Annotated in this window: 21 protein-coding genes and 1 tRNA gene; 9 read left to right on the forward strand and 13 right to left on the reverse strand. The window is 64.2% G+C overall.

What is annotated here, in order from left to right; all coding sequences use genetic code 11:
- On the reverse strand, positions 1-1,112 hold a 1,112-nt coding region (locus ACRCSW_RS17970; protein WP_438707019.1), incomplete at its 3' end, for an O-acetylhomoserine aminocarboxypropyltransferase/cysteine synthase family protein.
- A 224-nt stretch (positions 1,113-1,336) separates the two neighbouring features.
- Here ACRCSW_RS17970 and ACRCSW_RS17975 point away from each other — a divergent pair.
- The 4 genes from ACRCSW_RS17975 (at position 1,337) to ACRCSW_RS17990 (ending at position 5,801) form a co-directional block, all read left to right on the forward strand.
- On the forward strand, positions 1,337-1,750 hold the full coding sequence (locus ACRCSW_RS17975; RefSeq protein WP_438707039.1) for a VOC family protein: 414 nt from the start codon (positions 1,337-1,339) through the stop codon (positions 1,748-1,750).
- Between the two features lie 181 nt (positions 1,751-1,931).
- The gene (locus ACRCSW_RS17980; protein WP_438707020.1) at positions 1,932-2,858 is read left to right on the forward strand and encodes an SEL1-like repeat protein; all 927 of its coding nucleotides are present in this window, start codon (positions 1,932-1,934) and stop codon (positions 2,856-2,858) included.
- A gap of 241 nt (positions 2,859-3,099) precedes the next feature.
- A complete protein-coding gene (locus ACRCSW_RS17985) occupies positions 3,100-3,918 on the forward strand; it encodes a tetratricopeptide repeat protein (protein WP_438707021.1) in 819 nt (272 codons plus the stop codon).
- A gap of 125 nt (positions 3,919-4,043) precedes the next feature.
- Positions 4,044-5,801 (forward strand): monovalent cation:proton antiporter-2 (CPA2) family protein, encoded by a 1,758-nt coding sequence (locus ACRCSW_RS17990; protein ID WP_438707022.1) that lies wholly within the window; start codon positions 4,044-4,046, stop codon positions 5,799-5,801.
- Here the strand turns inward: ACRCSW_RS17990 and ACRCSW_RS17995 are convergent.
- On the reverse strand, positions 5,798-6,262 hold the full coding sequence (locus tag ACRCSW_RS17995) for an acyl-CoA thioesterase (RefSeq protein ID WP_438707023.1): 465 nt from the start codon (positions 6,260-6,262) through the stop codon (positions 5,798-5,800). The genes ACRCSW_RS17990 and ACRCSW_RS17995 overlap by 4 nt on opposite strands.
- Before the next feature lie 54 nt (positions 6,263-6,316).
- Positions 6,317-6,769, reverse strand: coding sequence for an Lrp/AsnC family transcriptional regulator (locus ACRCSW_RS18000; protein ID WP_438707024.1), 453 nt, complete (start codon positions 6,767-6,769; stop codon positions 6,317-6,319).
- Between the two features lie 73 nt (positions 6,770-6,842).
- Here ACRCSW_RS18000 and ACRCSW_RS18005 point away from each other — a divergent pair, with 73 nt between their 5' ends.
- Together ACRCSW_RS18005 and ACRCSW_RS18010 are read left to right on the forward strand one after the other, a co-directional pair.
- On the forward strand, positions 6,843-7,442 hold the full coding sequence (locus ACRCSW_RS18005) for a LysE family translocator (protein ID WP_438707025.1): 600 nt from the start codon (positions 6,843-6,845) through the stop codon (positions 7,440-7,442).
- 299 nt (positions 7,443-7,741) lie between these two features.
- Positions 7,742-8,209, forward strand: a complete 468-nt coding sequence (locus tag ACRCSW_RS18010; RefSeq protein ID WP_438707026.1) for a hypothetical protein — start codon at positions 7,742-7,744, stop codon at positions 8,207-8,209.
- Between the two features lie 156 nt (positions 8,210-8,365).
- On the opposite strand, the gene ACRCSW_RS18015 is transcribed toward ACRCSW_RS18010, so the two are convergent.
- The gene (locus ACRCSW_RS18015) at positions 8,366-9,340 is read right to left on the reverse strand and encodes a hypothetical protein (protein ID WP_438707027.1); all 975 of its coding nucleotides are present in this window, start codon (positions 9,338-9,340) and stop codon (positions 8,366-8,368) included.
- Positions 9,337-10,128: a dimethylarginine dimethylaminohydrolase family protein gene (locus ACRCSW_RS18020; RefSeq protein WP_438707028.1), complete on the reverse strand. Its 792-nt coding sequence runs from the start codon at positions 10,126-10,128 to the stop codon at positions 9,337-9,339. Before ACRCSW_RS18020 ends, ACRCSW_RS18015 begins: the two co-directional genes overlap by 4 nt.
- Before the next feature lie 158 nt (positions 10,129-10,286).
- On the opposite strand from ACRCSW_RS18020, the gene ACRCSW_RS18025 reads away from it, so the two are divergent.
- Positions 10,287-10,799: a 2'-5' RNA ligase family protein gene (locus ACRCSW_RS18025; protein ID WP_438707029.1), complete on the forward strand. Its 513-nt coding sequence runs from the start codon at positions 10,287-10,289 to the stop codon at positions 10,797-10,799.
- A 38-nt stretch (positions 10,800-10,837) separates the two neighbouring features.
- On the opposite strand, the gene ACRCSW_RS18030 is transcribed toward ACRCSW_RS18025, so the two are convergent.
- The 4 genes from ACRCSW_RS18030 to ACRCSW_RS18045 form a co-directional block, all read right to left on the reverse strand.
- The gene (locus tag ACRCSW_RS18030) at positions 10,838-11,836 is read right to left on the reverse strand and encodes a hypothetical protein (RefSeq protein WP_438707030.1); all 999 of its coding nucleotides are present in this window, start codon (positions 11,834-11,836) and stop codon (positions 10,838-10,840) included.
- An 87-nt stretch (positions 11,837-11,923) separates the two neighbouring features.
- Positions 11,924-13,072, reverse strand: coding sequence for a hypothetical protein (locus tag ACRCSW_RS18035; RefSeq protein ID WP_438707031.1), 1,149 nt, complete (start codon positions 13,070-13,072; stop codon positions 11,924-11,926).
- Positions 13,073-13,288: 216 nt separating this feature from the next.
- Positions 13,289-13,876, reverse strand: coding sequence for a hypothetical protein (locus ACRCSW_RS18040; RefSeq protein ID WP_438707032.1), 588 nt, complete (start codon positions 13,874-13,876; stop codon positions 13,289-13,291).
- Between the two features lie 160 nt (positions 13,877-14,036).
- Positions 14,037-14,120, reverse strand: a tRNA-Tyr gene (locus tag ACRCSW_RS18045).
- Between the two features lie 121 nt (positions 14,121-14,241).
- Here ACRCSW_RS18045 and rlmB point away from each other — a divergent pair.
- A complete protein-coding gene (gene rlmB, locus ACRCSW_RS18050; protein ID WP_438707033.1) occupies positions 14,242-15,036 on the forward strand; it encodes a 23S rRNA (guanosine(2251)-2'-O)-methyltransferase RlmB in 795 nt (264 codons plus the stop codon).
- 175 nt (positions 15,037-15,211) lie between these two features.
- On the forward strand, positions 15,212-15,619 hold the full coding sequence (locus ACRCSW_RS18055; RefSeq protein ID WP_438707034.1) for a CoA-binding protein: 408 nt from the start codon (positions 15,212-15,214) through the stop codon (positions 15,617-15,619).
- A gap of 49 nt (positions 15,620-15,668) precedes the next feature.
- Here ACRCSW_RS18055 and ACRCSW_RS18060 read toward each other — a convergent pair whose 3' ends face one another.
- The 4 genes from ACRCSW_RS18060 to ACRCSW_RS18075 all read right to left on the reverse strand — a co-directional run.
- Positions 15,669-15,974: a phosphoribosyl-ATP diphosphatase gene (locus ACRCSW_RS18060; protein WP_438707035.1), complete on the reverse strand. Its 306-nt coding sequence runs from the start codon at positions 15,972-15,974 to the stop codon at positions 15,669-15,671.
- On the reverse strand, positions 15,971-16,732 hold the full coding sequence (gene hisF, locus ACRCSW_RS18065) for an imidazole glycerol phosphate synthase subunit HisF (protein ID WP_438707036.1): 762 nt from the start codon (positions 16,730-16,732) through the stop codon (positions 15,971-15,973). The genes ACRCSW_RS18060 and hisF overlap by 4 nt, the downstream gene beginning before the upstream one ends.
- A 49-nt stretch (positions 16,733-16,781) precedes the next feature.
- Positions 16,782-17,231: a DUF2867 domain-containing protein gene (locus ACRCSW_RS18070; protein ID WP_438707037.1), complete on the reverse strand. Its 450-nt coding sequence runs from the start codon at positions 17,229-17,231 to the stop codon at positions 16,782-16,784.
- Between the two features lie 169 nt (positions 17,232-17,400).
- On the reverse strand, positions 17,401-17,892 hold a 492-nt coding region (locus ACRCSW_RS18075), incomplete at its 5' end, for a hypothetical protein (RefSeq protein WP_438707038.1).

A 17,892-nucleotide genomic window follows, 5' to 3' on the forward strand; every position in this document is an offset into this window, starting at 1 on the left:
AGGTTCGCGACATGGCTGAAGAGCTTGACGTTGTCGATCAGCTTGACGCAGGCCTCATAACCCCCCTTCACCGTGAAGGTGAACAAGGCCCCCGGCCCCTTCGGCGTGATCATCTTCGCGAGGTTGTGGTAGGGCGATGACTTGAGGCCGGGGTAGGTGACCTGGCCGACGCGCGGGTCCTGTTCCAGCCAGTCCGCGACGATCTGCGCGTTGTGGAGGTGGCGGTCCATCCGCAGCGCAAGCGTCTCGATCCCCATCAGGGTGTAGTGGGCGCCTTGCGGGTTCATCGTCATGCCAAGGTCGCGAAGGCCGATGGCGATGGAGTGGAACGTGAAGGCCATGTTGCCCAACGTCGGGTGGAAGACGAGGCCGTGATAGGCGGGCTCGGGCTGGGAGAGCGAGGGGAACTTGTCATCGGCGGACCAGTTGAACTTGCCGCTGTCGACCACGATCCCGCCGGTGACCGTGCCGTTGCCGGTCAGGTATTTGGTGGCCGAATGGACGACCAGCGTCGCGCCGTGTTCGATCGGGCGGCAGAGGTAGGGGCTGGCGGTCGTGTTGTCGACGATCAGCGGGATATGCGCCTGGTTCGCCACCCGGGCGATGGCCGGAAGGTCGGAAATCGCGCCGCCGGGGTTGCAGATCGTCTCGCAGAAGAGGGCGCGGGTGTTGCTGTCGATGGCTTTCTCGATCTCTTTCGGGTCGTCGAAATCGACGAACTTGGCCGACCAGCCGAACTTGCGGATCGTGTTCGTGAACTGCTGGATCGTGCCGCCGTAAAGCCGGGTCGAGGCCACGACGTTGCAGCCCGGTTGCATGATCGGGAAAAGCGCCATGATCTGGGCCGCGTGGCCCGACGAGCAGGCGATGGCCCCCGCCCCGCCTTCCAGGGCGCAGACCCGGTTGGCGAGGGCCGAGACCGTGGGGTTCGTCAGGCGGGAGTAGATATAGCCGACCTCTTGCAGGTTGAAGAGCTTGGCCGCGTGGTCGGCGTCGCGGAAGACGTAGGCGGTGGTCTGGTAGATCGGCACCTGCCGCGCCCCGGTGGCGGGGTCGGGGGCGGTGCCCGCGTGGATGGCGAGCGTTTCAAAGCCCATGGGTCTGTCGGTCATGTGGTCCTCCCTGATTTTGGGCGCGAGGGTAGGGGAGGATCGGGGGCATGGCAACAGGAGCGTAACTCTGCGTTACGGCTACTTAAAGTCATTAAAATCAATTGCTTGACGGAATCCCTTTACTGAACGTTCATCTTTTCCTGCAAGTGTTCGGGGCGAAGCCGTTGTGGTTGCGAGGGGTTCTGTGCTTGGATCGGTCCACCGAAACCTGGGAGCCGAAAACGATGCTGACGCCCTTCCACCTTGCGTATCACGTGACCGACCTTGGGGCCGCAAGGGCCTTCTACGGCGGAGTGCTCGGCTGCCGCGAGGGGCGGAGCACCGAGACCTGGGTCGACTTCGACTTCTTCGGCCACCAGCTGAGCCTGCATCTGGGCACGCCCTTTGCCACCACGAACACCGGCAAGGTCGGCGACAAGATGGTCCCCATGCCGCATCTGGGGCTGGTCCTGCCGCTGGACGACTGGCGGCCGCTCGCCGACCGGCTGACGGCTGCGGGCGTGGAGTTCGTCCTGCCACCCTCGGTCCGGTTCGAGGGGGAGCCGGGAGAGCAGTGGACGATGTTCTTCCGCGATCCCAGTGGGAACCCGATCGAGGTGAAGGGGTTTAAGGAGATGGAGGCGGTGTTCGGGGGGTAGCGAAAGCCCGATCCTAGCGTTTGGCCGACTTCCGCCATTTCGCCAGTACCAATATCCTATTTGAACGTAGCGCTCGGGCGATTCTGCCAGGGTGCCATTCCAGATGTGCGCCTTGGCTGGTGCGGGCTGAAGACGACGGCCCGAGTCAGTTTGAGGGGTTAGCAGAGAAGGGCGCTGAACCGTGATCAAAGTTCGATTTAAGAAGGCCATCGCCGCCGCAGTTCTCGCGCTCATCCCAGTGGTGGGCACGGCGCAAAACCTTGAGATTGGGATCGAGGCCTACAGAACTGGTGAATACGACCTGGCCTTGCTTGAGTTTCGGCCATTGGCTGAGAATGGAGATGCGGAGGCTCAGTTCCATCTCGGCCTGATGTATGACGATGGCAAAGGCGTGTCGCTGGACGACACTGAGGCTGTGCGGTGGTACCGAAAGGCCGCGGAGCAGGGCGATGTATATGCTCAATTCAATCTTGGCAATATGTACTACAATGGCGAAGGCGTCGCTAAGGATGACGCCGAGGCTGTGCACTGGTACCGGATGGCCGCTGAGCAGGGCTATGCAAAAGCTCAATCCAATCTTGCTTTGATGTATGACAATGGCGAGGGCGTCGCGGAAGACGACGTCGAGGCTGTGCGGTGGTTCCGGATGGCTGCAGAACAAGGCGATGCATATGCGCAAAACGGTCTAGGCGTGATGTATGACGCCGGCGAAGGCGTGTCGCAGGACTACGTCGAGGCCGTGCGGTGGTTCCAGATGGCCGCGGAGCAAGGCTATGCAAATGCTCAAAACAATCTTGGCCTGATGTATCAGTATGGCGCAGGCGTAGCAGAGGATGACGTCGAAGCAGTGCGTTGGTACCGGATGGCCGGTGAGCAGGGCTATGCAAATTCTCAGTTCTATCTTGGTCAGATGTATCACAATGGCGAGGGCGTCGCTCAGGACGATATCTCTGCGCATATGTGGCTTAGCATATCTGCCGACACTGGGAACACCGATGCGCGCGCGTATTTGGATGACGTTGCGCGCAGAATGACCCCGGAGGCGATAGCCGAAGCCGAGCGCCGGGCGCGCGTTTGTCTGCAGTCGGAATACACGGACTGCGATTAGCGCGGGCTTGTTTGGCGGGCCCAGCCCTCCACAACGCTGTCTACCGGCTTGATGAGGCGGAGGCGGGCGGGCGGCTATGTTTGGGCACTTCCGATGTTTAGGCATTGCCGGTAATCTGTTTGAACTTGGGGCCTGGGCGGTTCTGCGAGGCGCCATCCCAGTGGGCGCCTTGGCAGGTTCGGCCCGAAGGCGAGCGCCTGGATTAAGGATTTCAAATACCGCCATGGAAGGACGCTGAGCCGTGACCGGATTTCAATTCAAGTACACCGTTGCCGCCGCCGTCCTGGCGCTGATCCCGGCGATGGGCGCGGCGCAAACGCTTGAGAGCGCTCAGGAAGCCTATGATGCGGGCGATTACCAAACGGCCTTTCGGGAATGGCGCCAGTTGGCTGAGCGGGGGGATGCAACAGCCCAATACGAGCTTGGCTGGATGTATGACAACGGCGAAGGGGTGGCGCAGGATTACGCCGAGGCGGCCCGATGGTATCGGATGGCCGCCGAACAGGGGGATGTGGATGCCCAATTCAGCTTGGGCGCGATGTATGACCTCGGCGAAGGCGTGCAGCAGGATTACGCCGAGGCCATGCGCTGGTACCTCAAGGCTGCAGAGCAGGGCGATATTGATGCCCAGTACAATCTTGGGAACATGTACGCTGAAGGCTCGGGCGTGGCTCGGGACGATGCCGAGGCTTTGCGATGGTACCGGATGGCCGCGGAACAGGGGGATGCTGAGGCCCAAGGCATTCTTGGCATGATGTACGAGAATGGCGAGGGTGCCCCGCGGGACCTTGCCGAGGCCGAGCGATGGTACCTTATGGCTGCAAAGCAGGGAGACGCTGACAGTCAGGCCTTGCTTGGCCTTATGTATGCCACCGGCGATGGCGTGGCAGTAGACGATGTCACGGCGCATATGTGGCTGAGCATCGCGGCGCTCGCCGGACAGCCTGAAGCACTTGAGGCAAAAGGCGTTGTCGCAAGCTCGATGACCGCCAGCGCCATAGCCGAAGCCGACCGGCGGGCGCTGGTTTGCATGGGGTCCGGCTTTCAGAATTGCGACTGAGGCCAACGGGATCCGGCGCCTGATACGGCCGGGTAGCCCAGGTGATGAGGCGCTCCCGCCGGAATCCGGTTGTCATTGTCGCCCGCACGGCCAACTCTGTGCTCCAAGCAAAGGTGGAGCGCGACATGGCTACAGAATCCGCTGGCGTCGATCTGGTCTCGGTCGTGACCCTTCTTGGGGCCGCTGTCGTTGCGGTGCCGGTCTTCAAGCGGCTGGGGCTGGGGTCGGTTCTGGGCTATCTCGCCGCCGGGCTGGCGATCGGGCCGTTCGGGCTTGCCCTGTTCTCCGATCCGATGGCGATTCTGCATGTCGCGGAACTGGGCGTTGTCATGTTCCTTTTCATCATCGGGCTGGAGATGGAGCCGTCGAAGCTTTGGGCGATGCGGCGGGATATCTTTGGTCTGGGGCTGGTGCAGGTTCTGATCTGTATCGCTGTGCTGGGGCTGGTGGGCGTGGCGCTGGACTACCCTTACGCTGGGTCTCTGATCGCTGGGGCGGGGTTCACGCTGACCTCGACCGCCATCGTCATGCAGATGCTGCAGGAGCGGAATGACATCGCTGCGCCGAAGGGGCAGCGGATGGTGTCGATCCTGCTTCTCGAGGACCTGGCCATCGTGCCGCTGCTGGCGCTGGTGGCGTTCCTGGCGCCTGGTGGCGGGGATCTGACGATGACGGACCGGCTGGTCGACGTGGCGATCGGCCTTGGGGCGATTGCGGCTTTGGTCGTGGCTGGGGTCTATCTTCTGAACCCGATGTTCCGCCTGCTGGCTGCCTCCCGCGCGCGGGAGGTGATGACGGCGGCGGCGCTGCTGGTGGTCCTGGGAAGTGCGCTCTGGATGCAGCTTGGCGGGCTTTCGCTGGCAATGGGGGCGTTTCTGGCGGGTGTGCTTCTGTCGGAGTCCAGCTTCCGCCACCAGCTGGAGGCGGATGTGGAGCCGTTCCGGGGCATCCTTCTGGGCCTCTTCTTCCTGGCCGTGGGCATGGCGCTGGATCTGTCGGTGATTGCCGACAACTGGCAGCTGATCGCGGTCAGCGTCGCGTCGCTGATGACCCTGAAGGCCGCGATCATCTATGGCGTCGCGCGGCTGAACAAATCCTCGCACGCCGAGGCGCTGGAGCGGACGGTGATCATGGCGCAGGGGGGCGAGTTCGCCTTTGTGCTTTACTCCGCCGCGCTCGCCTTCGGCCTGATCAGTCTGGAGGAAAACGCGATCCTTAGCGCCATCGTGATCGTTTCGATGGTGCTGACACCGCTCATGGTGATCCTGCATGACCGGTTCCGGCCCGCCGTAAGCGTGTCGACCGAAGGGGTCGAGGCGCCGGAGGGGCTTTCGGGGTCCGTGCTGATCATCGGCTTCGGGCGGTTCGGGCAGATCGCCAGCCAGCCGCTTCTGGCGCGGAAGTGCTCGATCACCATCATCGACGACGATGCCGAGATGATCCGGGCCGCCGAGACCTTCGGGTTCAAGGTCTGGTTCGGGGACGGGAAGCGGCTGGACATCCTGAAGGCGGCGGGGGCTGGGACGGCGCGGGCCATCCTGATTGCGACGGACAAGAAAGAGACGACGACCCGGATCGCGAAGCTGGTGAAGCACGAGTTCCCCAATGCCGTGATCCTCGCGCGGGCCTGGGACCGGGCGCATGCGCTGGAGCTGATCAAGGAGGGCGTGGACCACCAGATGCGCGAGCTCTTCCACTCGGCGCTGGCGCTGGGGGGCGAGGTGCTGGAGGTCCTGGGGATCGACCCCGACGAGATCGCCGAGATCACCGAGGGCGTCAGGAAGCGCGATGCCGAACGGCTGGCGCTGCAGACGACGGGGGACCTTTACTCCGGCCGAAGCCTGATCATCGGCAATGCCGAGGATGCAAAGGCGGGGGCTTAGGTCGGCCCGCCGACCGGGCGGTGTTCGGTCGGGCGGTGTTCGGGTTCGGGCCTGGCCATCAGGCTTTCAAGCTTCGCTTTCACCTCCTCCGGCCACGGCATCGAGGTGTGCTTGTCCAGCCAGCTTGCGGCCAGAACCTGTTCGACCGACCAGCGGTGTTCGTCGCCGCAGTGGATCGTGTGGTTGAGGCGGACCGAGGATTTGCCGACCTTCAGGATGGTCAGGCGGAACGTCAGGGTGTCGCCGAAGAACGAGGGTTTCGAGAAGTCGCAGCTAAGGTGCACCGTCGGCGTGCCCCAGCGTTCGTTCCAGATGATCTTGTGCCAGGGCCAGCCGATGTGGGACCAGAACTCCTCGACCACACCGTTCAGGATGTTCAGGTAGGCCGGGTAGTAGGCGGTGCCCGAGATATCGCAATCGCCGAAGTGCAGCATCCGGTCGGTGGTGAAGCAGACGGTCATCCTTGGTCCCCCTTTTGGTGCCAGCGTGGCGGGATTTGGCGGAAGGTCAAGCCTTCAGGCCCGTTCGTCCTTCGGGCTGCCCATCACGACATAGGTGGTGATCGCGCGGACCTGGGGGAGGGTGCCGAGGATGTCGGTATGCCAGTGCTTGTAGGCCGCAAGGTCGGCAGTCTCGATCCGAAGGAGGTATTCGACCGTGCCGGTGATGTTGTGGCATTCGCGGACCTCCGGCGCACGGGCGACGGCGCGTTCAAAGGCTTCCTGCGCGGCCTTCGTGTGGCTGCCAAGGCCGACGGTGACGTAAGCCACAAAGCCGACGCCAAGCCGGGCGGGGTCGAGGACGGCGCGGTAGCCGCGGATCACCCCCTCGCGTTCAAGGGTCTGGACGCGGCGGAGGCAGGCGGAGGGGGAAAGGCCGATACGGTCGGCGAGCTGCAGGTTGGACTGGCGACCGTCGCGCTGGAGTTCACGCAATATCCGGTGATCGATATCGTCGAGTTTGGTCATTTGTTGCGAGAATAGTTCATGGATTGGCATCTTTGCAATCTCTCACCGTCCAAGGCGGCACAGGATTGCGGGCATGACATATGACCTGCTGATCGCCCTTCTGGGCTTTGCCTTCGTCACCTCGGTCACGCCGGGGCCGAACAACATGATGCTTCTGGCTTCGGGAGTGAACTTCGGGTTCCGCAGGACCGTGCCGCATATGCTGGGGATCAGCGTCGGGCATTCGCTGATGGTGTTCCTGGTGGGCCTCGGGATCGCGTCGGTGTTTCGGGCCTGGCCCCCGGCGCTGACGGTGCTGAAGGTCGCGTCGGTCGCGTACATGCTGTGGCTCGCCTGGAAGATCGCCCATGCCGGAGCGCCGGGAGAGGGGCGGAATGCGGCCAGGCCGATGACCTTCCTGCAGGCGGCGGCGTTCCAGTGGGTGAACCCGAAGGCCTGGGCGATGGCGCTGGGGGCAGTCTCGGCCTATGTGCCGGAGCCTTCGGTCTGGGCCTATGCGTCGGTGGCCCTGGTGTTCTCGGCGGTCAACCTGCCCTCGGTGTCGGTCTGGGCCGGGGCGGGGCAGGCGGTCCGGCGCTGGCTGGAGGGGCCGGGACGGCTCCGCGCGTTCAACTGGACGATGGCGGTGCTGTTGGTCCTGTCGCTGTGGCCGGTGGTGACGATGGAGTTGTGAGGATCGGGCAAGAGACGCGGTGGTCCGGGGTGTGCCACGGTAGGCGGGGGGGTGGCCCAAGGGATTTCAATGGGTTGGTTGTGGGCGTTAGGGGGCTGTTAAGGATTGCAGGGAAGTTGCGGCATTGAGCACGCTGTGCAAAGCTGGGACGAAGCGTGATGGGTTAGAACCCGCCCTACGAGGTCGCTGGATACGCCGTTGATGGTACCGAAATAGCAAGAATAATGAGACGGATACACTTCTTCGCCACGCGACACGACATCGAGCCGGTCCTTGCCTTGTTCGAGGCTGGGGGCCAATTGCGCTTTACGGAGAACATCAACAGCGCGAGCCCTCCGCCGGCGGATTACACGCGAATTTCGGAAATACCTAACATCGGAATCTCCAGCCACAGGAGTGCGGTTGGAGCAGATCAGTATTTTGTCACGGCGATCGATTCACCGATCAGCCCGCGAGTGTTTCAAGGAGCTAACGGTGAGACACGCTGGGCCTTTGATCACAGCAAGTGGCCCAAATCGGTGGTGATGCGACTTGGGGGCCTTTGGCTGGGCGAAACTCTCCTTCCGGGTCTTGTCGATACGCTACACGATACCGTCGAAGCGCAAGATTTGATGAAGCGCTTTCTCAAATCTCTCAAGAAAGAAGATTTTACGAAGGTAAGCGAATTCTGGATTGGGAAGGAAGCGATGGAGATGCTCAAATCTGGAAAGAGGCTAGCAACGGCTGCACATGAGTCACCACCTGAATTCGATCTGAAGCTTCCATAGCGAGTTGCGGGCGTGTGCCTACGCACCAAACCCTGCCACTAACGAGCCAGCCAAACCCCTAACAAATCCCTAACGCCCCCATAACCCCTTGAAATCTCTAACCCCAACCCGTTGTCCCACCGTGGGACACCAGGGGGAGCCCCTTGCGGCCCCCACCTACCTGACCCACAACCCTTCCCGTTTCAGGGCATTGCGGATCATCTGCTCGCGGCGGGGGAGGTTTGCCCGGTCGAAGAGGGCGCGGGCCTTTTGGCCCTGGTTTTGGTAGACCATCTGCTTCACTGCCCCCCAGTTCCGCAGGGTCGGGCGGATGGTCTGGTCCTTGGCGACCGTCTCCAGCACCTCGACCGCATGGTCGCTTTCGCGGGCATAGAGGAGGGGGAGGGTCCGGTAGTGGCAGGTGGCGGTGCCGTCGAGGGCCTCCAGTTCGGGGCCGGGGCGGGTGCCGCCGAAGGAGTGGATCACGAGGGGCAGGGCGATCTGGTCGAGCCAGGGGTAAAGCTCCTGGCAGACCAGCTCCTCGGGCGGGTTGTCGCGGATGGATTTCGCCCAGGCGAGGAAGCGGTTCCCGAAGGCGCGGGGGCTTTGGTGGAAGAACCAGCCCGCGTTGAAATAGAGGTAGCGCTGCCAGTATTCGTCGGGATGCGTGAGGTCGAGCGAGCTTTCGAAGTCGAGCTCGAAGCGGTCGTAGAGCGACTTCCAGGTCTGGGTGTGGGTGGGCCCGTAAAGCTCGACCTTCGGCCAGGTGCCTTCGCGGCGCATCGAGGCGGAGGGTTTTGCGAAGTCGAAGGGGATGGTGGAGACGGGGCCGGTGATCAGCGTGTCGGTGTCGAGGAAGAGGAAGGGTTCGTCGGGGAGGGCGGCGAGCGCCTCGATCTTGTTGCCGTGGGGGTAGTCGGACCCGAAGGCGCGGGTTTCGAACGGGAGGATGGTGGCGCCGAGGCTTTCGAGGAGGCTGCGGGTGCGGTTCGACATCCGCGGGTCACCCTGCCACTTCGGGCCGGGTTGCGGTTCGGCGATGAAGAGGGTGCCTTGGAAGCCGGGGTCGGAGTGGCGGAGGGAGGCGGCGAGGAGGATCGCCTCGTGCTCTAGGCGGCCGGACTGGCCGATGGCGAGGAGGTTGAAGGTCATTTCGGCGTGAAGCGGAGCGAGAGGCAGGACATGCCGCCGTCAAGCTTGGCGCATTCGGAGTTGCCGATCTCGCGGATGTCGTAACCTGCGGCGAGGAGGCGGTCGCGGGTCTTGGGGAAGCCTTGCGGCATGAGGACAAGGTCGTTGAAGCGGATGGTGTTGGCGGCGGCTTCCTCGCTATCGGGGATGTCGATCAGGCGGTAGCCTTGGAAACAGCCCGAGGCGGAGAGGCGGGTGGTGGAAAGGACCGTCTCGGCGTCGAGTAGGGAGCAGTCGGTCTTGAAGTGGAGGACCCCTGGGGGGGTGTGGACTTCGCGGAGCTTGTGGCCCAAGGGGGCGGTGAGTCGGGCCAGTTCGGCGATGCCTGCGGCATTGGTGCGGGCGGAGCGGCCGACGAGGATTTCGCGTTCGGTGACGAGGATGTCGCCGCCTTCGACGAAGCTTTCGGGGCCGGTGATTTCTAGGACCTGGCCGTAGAGCGCGCGGAGGTGGGGGGCCATCTCGGCGGCCTCACCCAGCCGTGAGGGCGCGCCGGGGCGCATGATTATGGCGCCTTGGGGCAGGCAGAGGGCGGTGTCTTCGACGAAGACAGAGTCGGGGTAGGCGTCGAGCGGGGGAAGCTCGATGACGGTGGCGCCGGTTTCGCGCAGGGTGGCGATGTAGGCGTCATGGTGGGCCTGCATCAGGCCGAGGTCGGGGGTGCCGATGTCGACGGCGCGGAGGCCTTTGGTTATCGAGGCCGCCGGGCGGCGGGTGATGGCGTGGGTGAAGTGGGTGGAGAAGGACATGGCGGTTCCGGGAGGATTTGGCACGGGTGTCGCACCGTCGTCGGCAGTTCGCAAGGGGTCAGGGATCGAGCCTGGGTCTCAGGTTGAGTTGCGACTTAGAGGACGGCGCTGATGTTGAGCTTCGACACCGAATACCGCATCATTTCATGATGATTTAGGTGCTGGCATATCCAGAGTTCGAGCCGGACGCAGCCGAACGCATCGACCAATTCCGTTCTGCGCATGAACCGGAAAGAGCCAAAGTCGTGCCTCCGCACGTTACTTTGATGTTCGGGTCGAGGAGTGCCCCGCCGTCTGAGATCATCTCGCGTTGCAAGAGCCTGGCTGAGCAGGTCTCGGAGTTTGAGGTGGGTCTGACGACAGTTGAGATCGTCCATGATCCCTTTGAAAAAGCGCATAAACTCTTTCTCATCTGCACCGAAGGTCGGCGCACTCTGATTTCGCTGCACGAACAGCTTTACGATGGGCCGCACCGGGCGGAGTTGAGTCCTGACCACCCATACCGTCCGCATATGACGGTGGCCACGAATAGAAGACGCGAGGTCATCGAGCTTCTGGATTTGGCAGAGCTTGGAACTTTTCCGATCCGTGGGATGATCAGAGCTCTGGAGGTCGTTGATTTCACGGACGGCACGCTTCGCCCGCTGCAAGCGATCCTGCTTCGGAGTTAGGCCGAAGCTGAGAATTTTGGACGGGACGGCAGGCGGCCTTAGCCCGCCCAAGGCAGCGTCAGCGCGGGGTGGAAGAGCCAGCGCCACCAGGCGTGGTCTAGGAACTGGCCGGCGAGGATCAGGAAGCTGAGCGCAAGGGTTATGCCCATGCCAAGGCCGTACCAGAGCGTGGTGAGGAGGCGGGAGGCGGGGCGGGCGGGTTCGGCGGCCTCGGAGGCTTGTGTGCCGTCCCAGAGGCCTGGTTTGAGGCCGGCGGCGCGCGGGGCGGCGCGGGCGTAGATGCGGGTGGCCAGCGAACGGGTGATCCAGACGGTGAAGAAGGCGAGGGCTGCGAGGGCTAGGGCGATCCAGCCTTTGATCTCGGCGATCTGGTCGGGGGTCATGTTCTCGAGCTGTGGCGCCCAATCGGTGGCGGTGGTGATGAGGCCGCGGGCGGCGGCGAAGGGGAAGGTGAAGAGCGTGACGAGGAACGAGAGCGCGGGGATGCGCCAGCCCGCTTGCGCGATGAGGGAGCGGAGGCGGCGGAGCTCGAACGCGGCGGAGAGGCGGTCTTCGCTGGCGAGATGGGCGAGCATGAGAGGGAGGGCGGGGAGGATGAGGGCGGCGAGGAACACACCGAGGAAATAGACCGAGGGGCCGACGAAGGCCTGTTCGTAGCCCTTGTTGAACGAGTTCTCCCACCCCGCCCACCAGGCGCCGAGCCAGAGGAGGGTGAACGGGAGCGTCCAGGCGAGAAGGGCGGTAAGGGCGATTAGGCCGGTGCGGATGTTGGCGGCAAGCCCGCCCACGGCGCGCGTGATGCGGCCGGTTTCGCGGCCCTGAAGCTCGCGGGGGCCGAGGAGCCAGCCGGGGGCCTCGGCGGCTGTGCCAAAGCGGTCGCGGGCGAGATGGCCCGAACGGCGGGTGAGCCAGCCAAGGGCGATGACGGCGGTCACGGGGCCGGTACAGAGGAGGGTGCCGATGGTGCCGTTCGCGAGAAAGCGGCCGAGGCGGGAGAGGCGGCCGGGGGCATAGGCGGTGGGTGAGAGGGCGGTCATGGCACGGGGTCCGGCATTGGGGTTTGGGGGATTTTTCGCAGAAAAATCATGGGCGGGTCACGATTTTTCTGCGAAAAATCGGGGGTGTCACAGGAAGATCTCTTCGACGGCACGGCCTTCGGCCCGGCCCGCTGCGAAACCCATCGCAGCCGCAATGGTGGGGGCGATGGCGGACTGGTCGACCGGTTTGTCGATCACGCCCTTGGCGATGCCGGGGCCAAAGATCACGGCCCAGGTCTCATGCGCCGAGCGGGAGTTGAAGTGGTGCTGGAAGGGCACCTCGGCCAGTGGATTTGCATCCCGGCCGCAGTCGGGGGTGATCACGAAGATGGTGTTGTCGCGGTAGAACGGGTCGGCGTCGGCGGTGGCGACAAGGCGCTGGAGGCCTTCGTCGATGATCGCGATGGCGCGGGTGTAGTGGCTGGGGTTGCCCCAGTGGACGTAGTCCGGGTCCTGGTAGTTCACCATCAGGAAGCGGGGCTTCAGTTCGGCCATCGCGCGGACCGAAAGCTCGGTCAGAAGCCGGTCGCCGCGCGGGTTCTTGAAGCCGGTGTCGCCGAAGGCCTGGCGCCAGCGGGCCCAGAAGGCCTCGACCTCGGGCGAAGGGTCGGGGGTCGCGCCGCGCGGATCGATGGTCAGAAGGCGGGTGCGTTCGTCTTCGAGCGCCAGGCGGGCGTCGTCGGTCAAGCTACCTTCGGCAAGCTGCATCCTGGTGCGGTAGAGCTTGTAGCGGTGGAGGCTGAGCATTTCGGAGCGGAAGTCGATGCCGAAGTGGTCGCCTGCGCCGAAGGTGAAGAATTCTTCCTGCGGGCGGTCCTCGCCGTTGATCAGCAGGACCTGGTGCGAGGGGATGGCGAAGGCACTCCGGAGGTATTCGAAGAGGGTGGGTTCGGTGGGTTCCAGCCGGTCGGTCAGGAACTCGCTGGCGTCGCGGTAGGCGAGATAGCGGCCGGTGAGGAGGTTGAGCGTGCCTTCGGCGTGGGAGGTGTTGACGCCTTCCAGCTTGTCGATGCGGAGGTCGGGGATGAAGGTACCGCGTGGCGCAAGCACATGGCGGAGGTAGGGGGCCCAGGTCCCGGCCTCGTCGACGGTCTCGGCCCGGCGCACTCCGCCGCCGAAGCGGACGAGGATGACGTTCGGGCCGCGGTAGTCGGGCGTCTGCGCCAGGGCGGGGAGGGGGGCGGTCAGGCCAGCGGCAAGGCCGAGGGTTCCGAGGGTGAAGCTGCGACGGTCCATGGGGCCTCCGACTGAGTGCTCGCCTTTGTTAATGAGATTAACATTGCACAGGTCGAAACAAAAAGCGACTGATTCTTGCGGCCTCGCGCGGTGGTCGGGCGTGGCACGGCCACTGCCGGGCGGATGGCCCTGGGCCGGTTTGAGTATAATGTTGGTGGGACGGAACGGTCGTTGGCGCAACAGGATTGAGTGACGTTGCGCCACGGATCGCTGGTATCAGGGTGCGGTGCGAGTGATCAAGTCTGTGTACAGCCGTTCGATCGCGTCGGCGTCGCCTGCATCGACACAGATCAGACCGTGAGTCCGGGCAGCCTCAAGGATTTCGGCGTTGTCACGAAGCGAGCGGTCGATGAACTTGTCGATGATCGCTTTGCGCTCAGGGCCAAAGGTGGAGTACTCGCTTTCAGATCGCATGCGGTTTTGCAGGAACTCTGCATCTGCATGAAGGCATATGCCGACAATACCCGCGGACATCCGGCGCGCCACGTACTCAGGACGCAGAGCCGACCCTTCAAAGACCGTCGGCTTGGCAGCGCTCTGCGCGTCATCGATTGCCCCAAGAAGCAGGGGCCACATGTTTTCGTGATGTACCCGCAGGAACCAGTAAATCGTTTCTGCAGTCAGGGTGGAGTAGTATTCGGCCACCGGTTTGCGTACTTCGGGCCACGGACGACCCGGATGGCGTGCAAGCGTATCTGTGGAGACGACCGTCCAACCCAGCGTCTCGGCGATGCGCCGGGCAAGTGTCGTTTTTCCGGTATGGGAACTGCCAGCGATCAAGACGCCGGAAAGGCAATCCTGCAACGGAACCTCCAGGGTCAGGCGATTTCACATCGGGTCAGTTAGCCGAGCCGTCTGCGTAGATCAACGCTGGGGGCGAGGTGACACGTGCCAATCCGCCCTTCGCAGCACTGCGGGCAGAGGTGCCGGTCAGCGCGGCGGCGGTTGTCGCCATGGCGGAACATGGTGGGCGACCCTGGAATCGAACCAGGCGTGGGTCGCCCCGGGGGAGTTACAGTCCCCTGCCGCACCTTGCAGCTCGTCGCCCGCCGGGGGGTCGTGTACCGCTGGGTGCGGGGGGCGTCAAGGGTGGATCGCGCGCGTTTTCGGCTTGCATCCGGGGGCGGGGGTGCCGCAAGGTCCGGGCCGGAAATTCGAGGGTTTTGGGCATGAAGTCGGGCGGAAAGAAGCCAGCCTGGGTGGTGGACAAGGAGCGTGGCGAGCGGCGCGAGGCGCGTGAAACCGTCTGGCTCTTCGGGCTTCACGCGGTGCGCGATGCGCTGGTGAACCCCCGGCGCGAGAAGCTGCGGCTGGTGGTGACAAAGAACGCTTTGGACAAGCTGGAAGAGGCGGTTGCGGCCTCGGGGATGGCGCCGGAGGTGGTGGATCCGCGCCGGTTTGACGTGCCGATCGATCCGGGGTCGGTGCATCAGGGGGCGGCGGTCGAAGTACGGCCGTTGAACTGGGGCCGGTTCGAGGACGTCTGCGCGGCAGGCGAGGGGTTGCCGCTGGTCGTGCTTCTGGACCGGGTGACGGACCCGCACAACGTGGGCGCTGTTCTGCGCTCGGCCGAAGTGTTCGGGGCGCGGGCGGTGATTGCGCCGAAGCATCACTCGGCGCCCGAGACCGGTGCCCTTGCCAAGACGGCGAGCGGGGCGCTGGAGCGGCAGCCCTATCTGAAGGTCACCAACCTGGCCGAGGCGATGGAGGCTCTGAAGGATATGGGCTTCAGGCTGATCGGGCTTGATGGCGAGGCGGAGGTGACCTTGGCCGATGCGGTCACGGGTGCGGAGGGGCGGCCGATCGGGCTGGTCCTGGGGGCCGAAGGGCCGGGTCTGCGGGAAAAGACGCGAGAGACCTGCGATGTGCTGGCGCGCATTCCGTTTGCGGGGGGGTTCGGCAGCCTGAACGTGTCGAATGCGGCGGCGGTATCGCTTTATGCGGCGACAAAGGGCGTGGGCTGAGCCGTGCGAAGGCCGCCATTCACATCTTCGCTACAGGTCTTTAACCGGCGCTTCGGCTTTCTAAGTATAGCTGAGGAGGCACGGGCCGGAACCCCGTCCTTTACTTCACTGTCCCTCGTTCCGCGACTTGGCGTCCAGGGCTTGCCTTGGACGCCATTTTCATCTGGGAAAGATCATGCCGGGCGATGCTGAGATCCGTGACATCCTGACATCGGTGAAGACCATTGCCCTGGTGGGTTGGTCGCCAAAGCCTGACCGACCAAGCCACCGGGTCGCGGCTTTCCTCAAGGCGCGCGGTTACCGGGTCATTCCGGTGAACCCCGGGCAGGCCGGGCAGGTGGCATTGGGCGAGACTGTGGTTGCTTCGCTGGCAGAGGCCGGACCGGTCGACATGGTCGACATCTTCCGCCGGAGCGAGGAGGCAGGTGCGGTTGCCGATGAAGCGGTGGCTCTGGGCGCGAAGGTGGTCTGGATGCAGTTGGGTGTGGTGGACGAGGCCGCGGCGGAGCGGGCGCGGGCGGCGGGGGTGCAGGTGGTGATGGACCGCTGCCCGGCGATCGAGATTCCTCGGCTGGGGTTGTAGACAAAATCCTTCGAAGGATTTTGGCAAATTTTTTCGAAAAAATTTGCGGTTAGCGCTGCGCTTTTTCGGTCAGGCCTGAGCTGCCTTCGCGGCGCTCAAGTTCCGCCAGCACGTCCTTAAGGGTCACATCCCGCGAGGCCAGCATGACGAGGAGATGGTAGAGCACATCCGCCGCCTCGGCTGTCAGGCGTCCGCGGTCGCCCTTGACCGCCTCGATGATGGCTTCGACGGCTTCCTCCCCGAACTTCTCGGCGCATTTTTCCGGCCCCTTGGCCAGAAGCTTCGCGGTCCATGAGGTTTCGGGGTCGGCGCCTTTGCGGGCTTCGATGGTGGAGGCCAGCTTTTCGAGCGTCATGCGAGCCTCACAGGGATGCCGGCGGCGGCCATGTGGGCCTTTGCCTCACCGACGGTGAAGGTGCCGAAGTGGAAGATCGAGGCGGCGAGGACCGCCGAGGCATGCCCCTCGGTGATGCCTTCGACCAGGTGGTCAAGCGTGCCGACACCTCCGCTTGCGATGACGGGAATGTCGACGGCGTCCGCGATGGCCCGGGTCAGGGGGATGTTGAAGCCTTGCTTCGTGCCGTCGCGGTCCATGCTGGTGAGGAGGATTTCCCCGGCACCCTTGGCAGCAACCGTGCGGGCGAAGTCGACGGCGTCGATCCCGGTGGCGCGGCGACCACCGTGGGTGAAGATCTCCCATTTTCCGGGGGCAGTGGTCTTGGCGTCGATCGCCACCACGATGCACTGCGATCCAAACCGGTCGGCGGCGTCGGCCACCACATCGGGGCGGGCCACGGCCGCGGAGTTGAAGCTGACCTTGTCGGCGCCGGCGAGGAGGAGGTTGCGCACATCCTCGGGCGTGCGGACGCCACCGCCCACAGTCAGCGGCATGAAGCACTGCTCGGCGGTGCGGGTGACGAGGTCGTACATCGTGGCGCGATTGTCCTCGGTCGCCATGATGTCGAGGAAGCAGAGCTCATCCGCACCCGCCGCGTCATAGGCCTTTGCGGCTTCGACCGGGTCGCCCGCGTCGATCAGATCGACGAAGTTGACGCCCTTGACCACCCGGCCATCGGCGACATCGAGACAGGGGATGATGCGGGTCTTGAGCATGGAAGCTGGAATGCCGCGCGGGGGGGCGAAAGGCAAGCGGGTTTGGGCTTCAGGCGGCCATGCGGGCGACCATCCCCCGGCAGATCACGATGTGGAAGGGCATGACAAGCCGCAGATAGATGCGCCCTGCAAGATTGTGCGGCCGGACCCAGGTCGACATATAGACCCGCCGGTCCTGTTGAAAAAGCGCGACTCGGAAGTCGAGGTGGCGGTCATCGAGCCCGAGGATCATCTCATCGGCGCTTTCCTTCAGGATCGGGAAGATCCCGATCGCATCGGTGCCCGGGACGGCGCCGGTCTTCAGCCCGAAGGGCCTAACCAGCCGGTTGCGAAGCGCAAGGAGCGACCGGACCCAGGACGGTGCAGTGAGGCCTTTCGATGCGGCCTCTCGCAGAGTTAGCGAGCTTTCCACCGAATAGCAGTCGATGAAATCGCCCGGTTGGTGCCTGGACCAGAGCGATGAGGCGCGGGGCAGGGTGTCGGCGCGGACGTTGGGCATGCGAAGAGATTGAGCCGCCGACCGAACGATGGGAATGAGGCGAGACGTCGCGGGGCCCGGCCAAAGCCTGGGGGACTGCTCGTCGATGCCTTCGGCACTCCTCGCGGGCCTTGCGACGAGGAGACGAAGTCGAACGAGGAGCGGTAAGCGGCCTGTGTCCCCCGCGGCGTCAGTTGCCGCTGTGATCGTGTCCCTCGTGCTGCGGCGAATGACCTGCGTGTTCCGAGATCGTTGCGATGCGCGCCTTCTGATCGTCCGTCAGCAGTTCGTTCTGGAACTTGTCAAAGCCCCGCCAGCCAGCTTCGGCTGCGGCGTTGATCTCGGCCTTCGAGCCGCCGAGGGCGTTCTTCACATAATCGCCCATCTGCCCGCAGCCGTCCTTCAGCTGGCGGACAGTGCTTCCAGGCAGGTTTGCGATCCAGGCGTCGGGATCAATGAACTCGTCGCAGCCGCTCGGGGTGGCCAGCATCAGGCCAAGGGCGGCCTCCACCGATGCGCCTTCGGCATAGTCCGCGGGCAGCCCAAGCTTGAGATAGGCGAGGGTCCGGTTGTGGTCGGCGAAGACGCCGTCGGGGTTGGGGATGACCCAGACATGGGCCATGGCAAGCCGCCCGCGGTTGTCGCCCTTGCTGCGGTATTCGTCATCGAGCCACGCGTTGGC

Source organism: Tabrizicola sp. (genome assembly GCF_051645465.1).
Taxonomy (GTDB): domain Bacteria; phylum Pseudomonadota; class Alphaproteobacteria; order Rhodobacterales; family Rhodobacteraceae; genus Tabrizicola.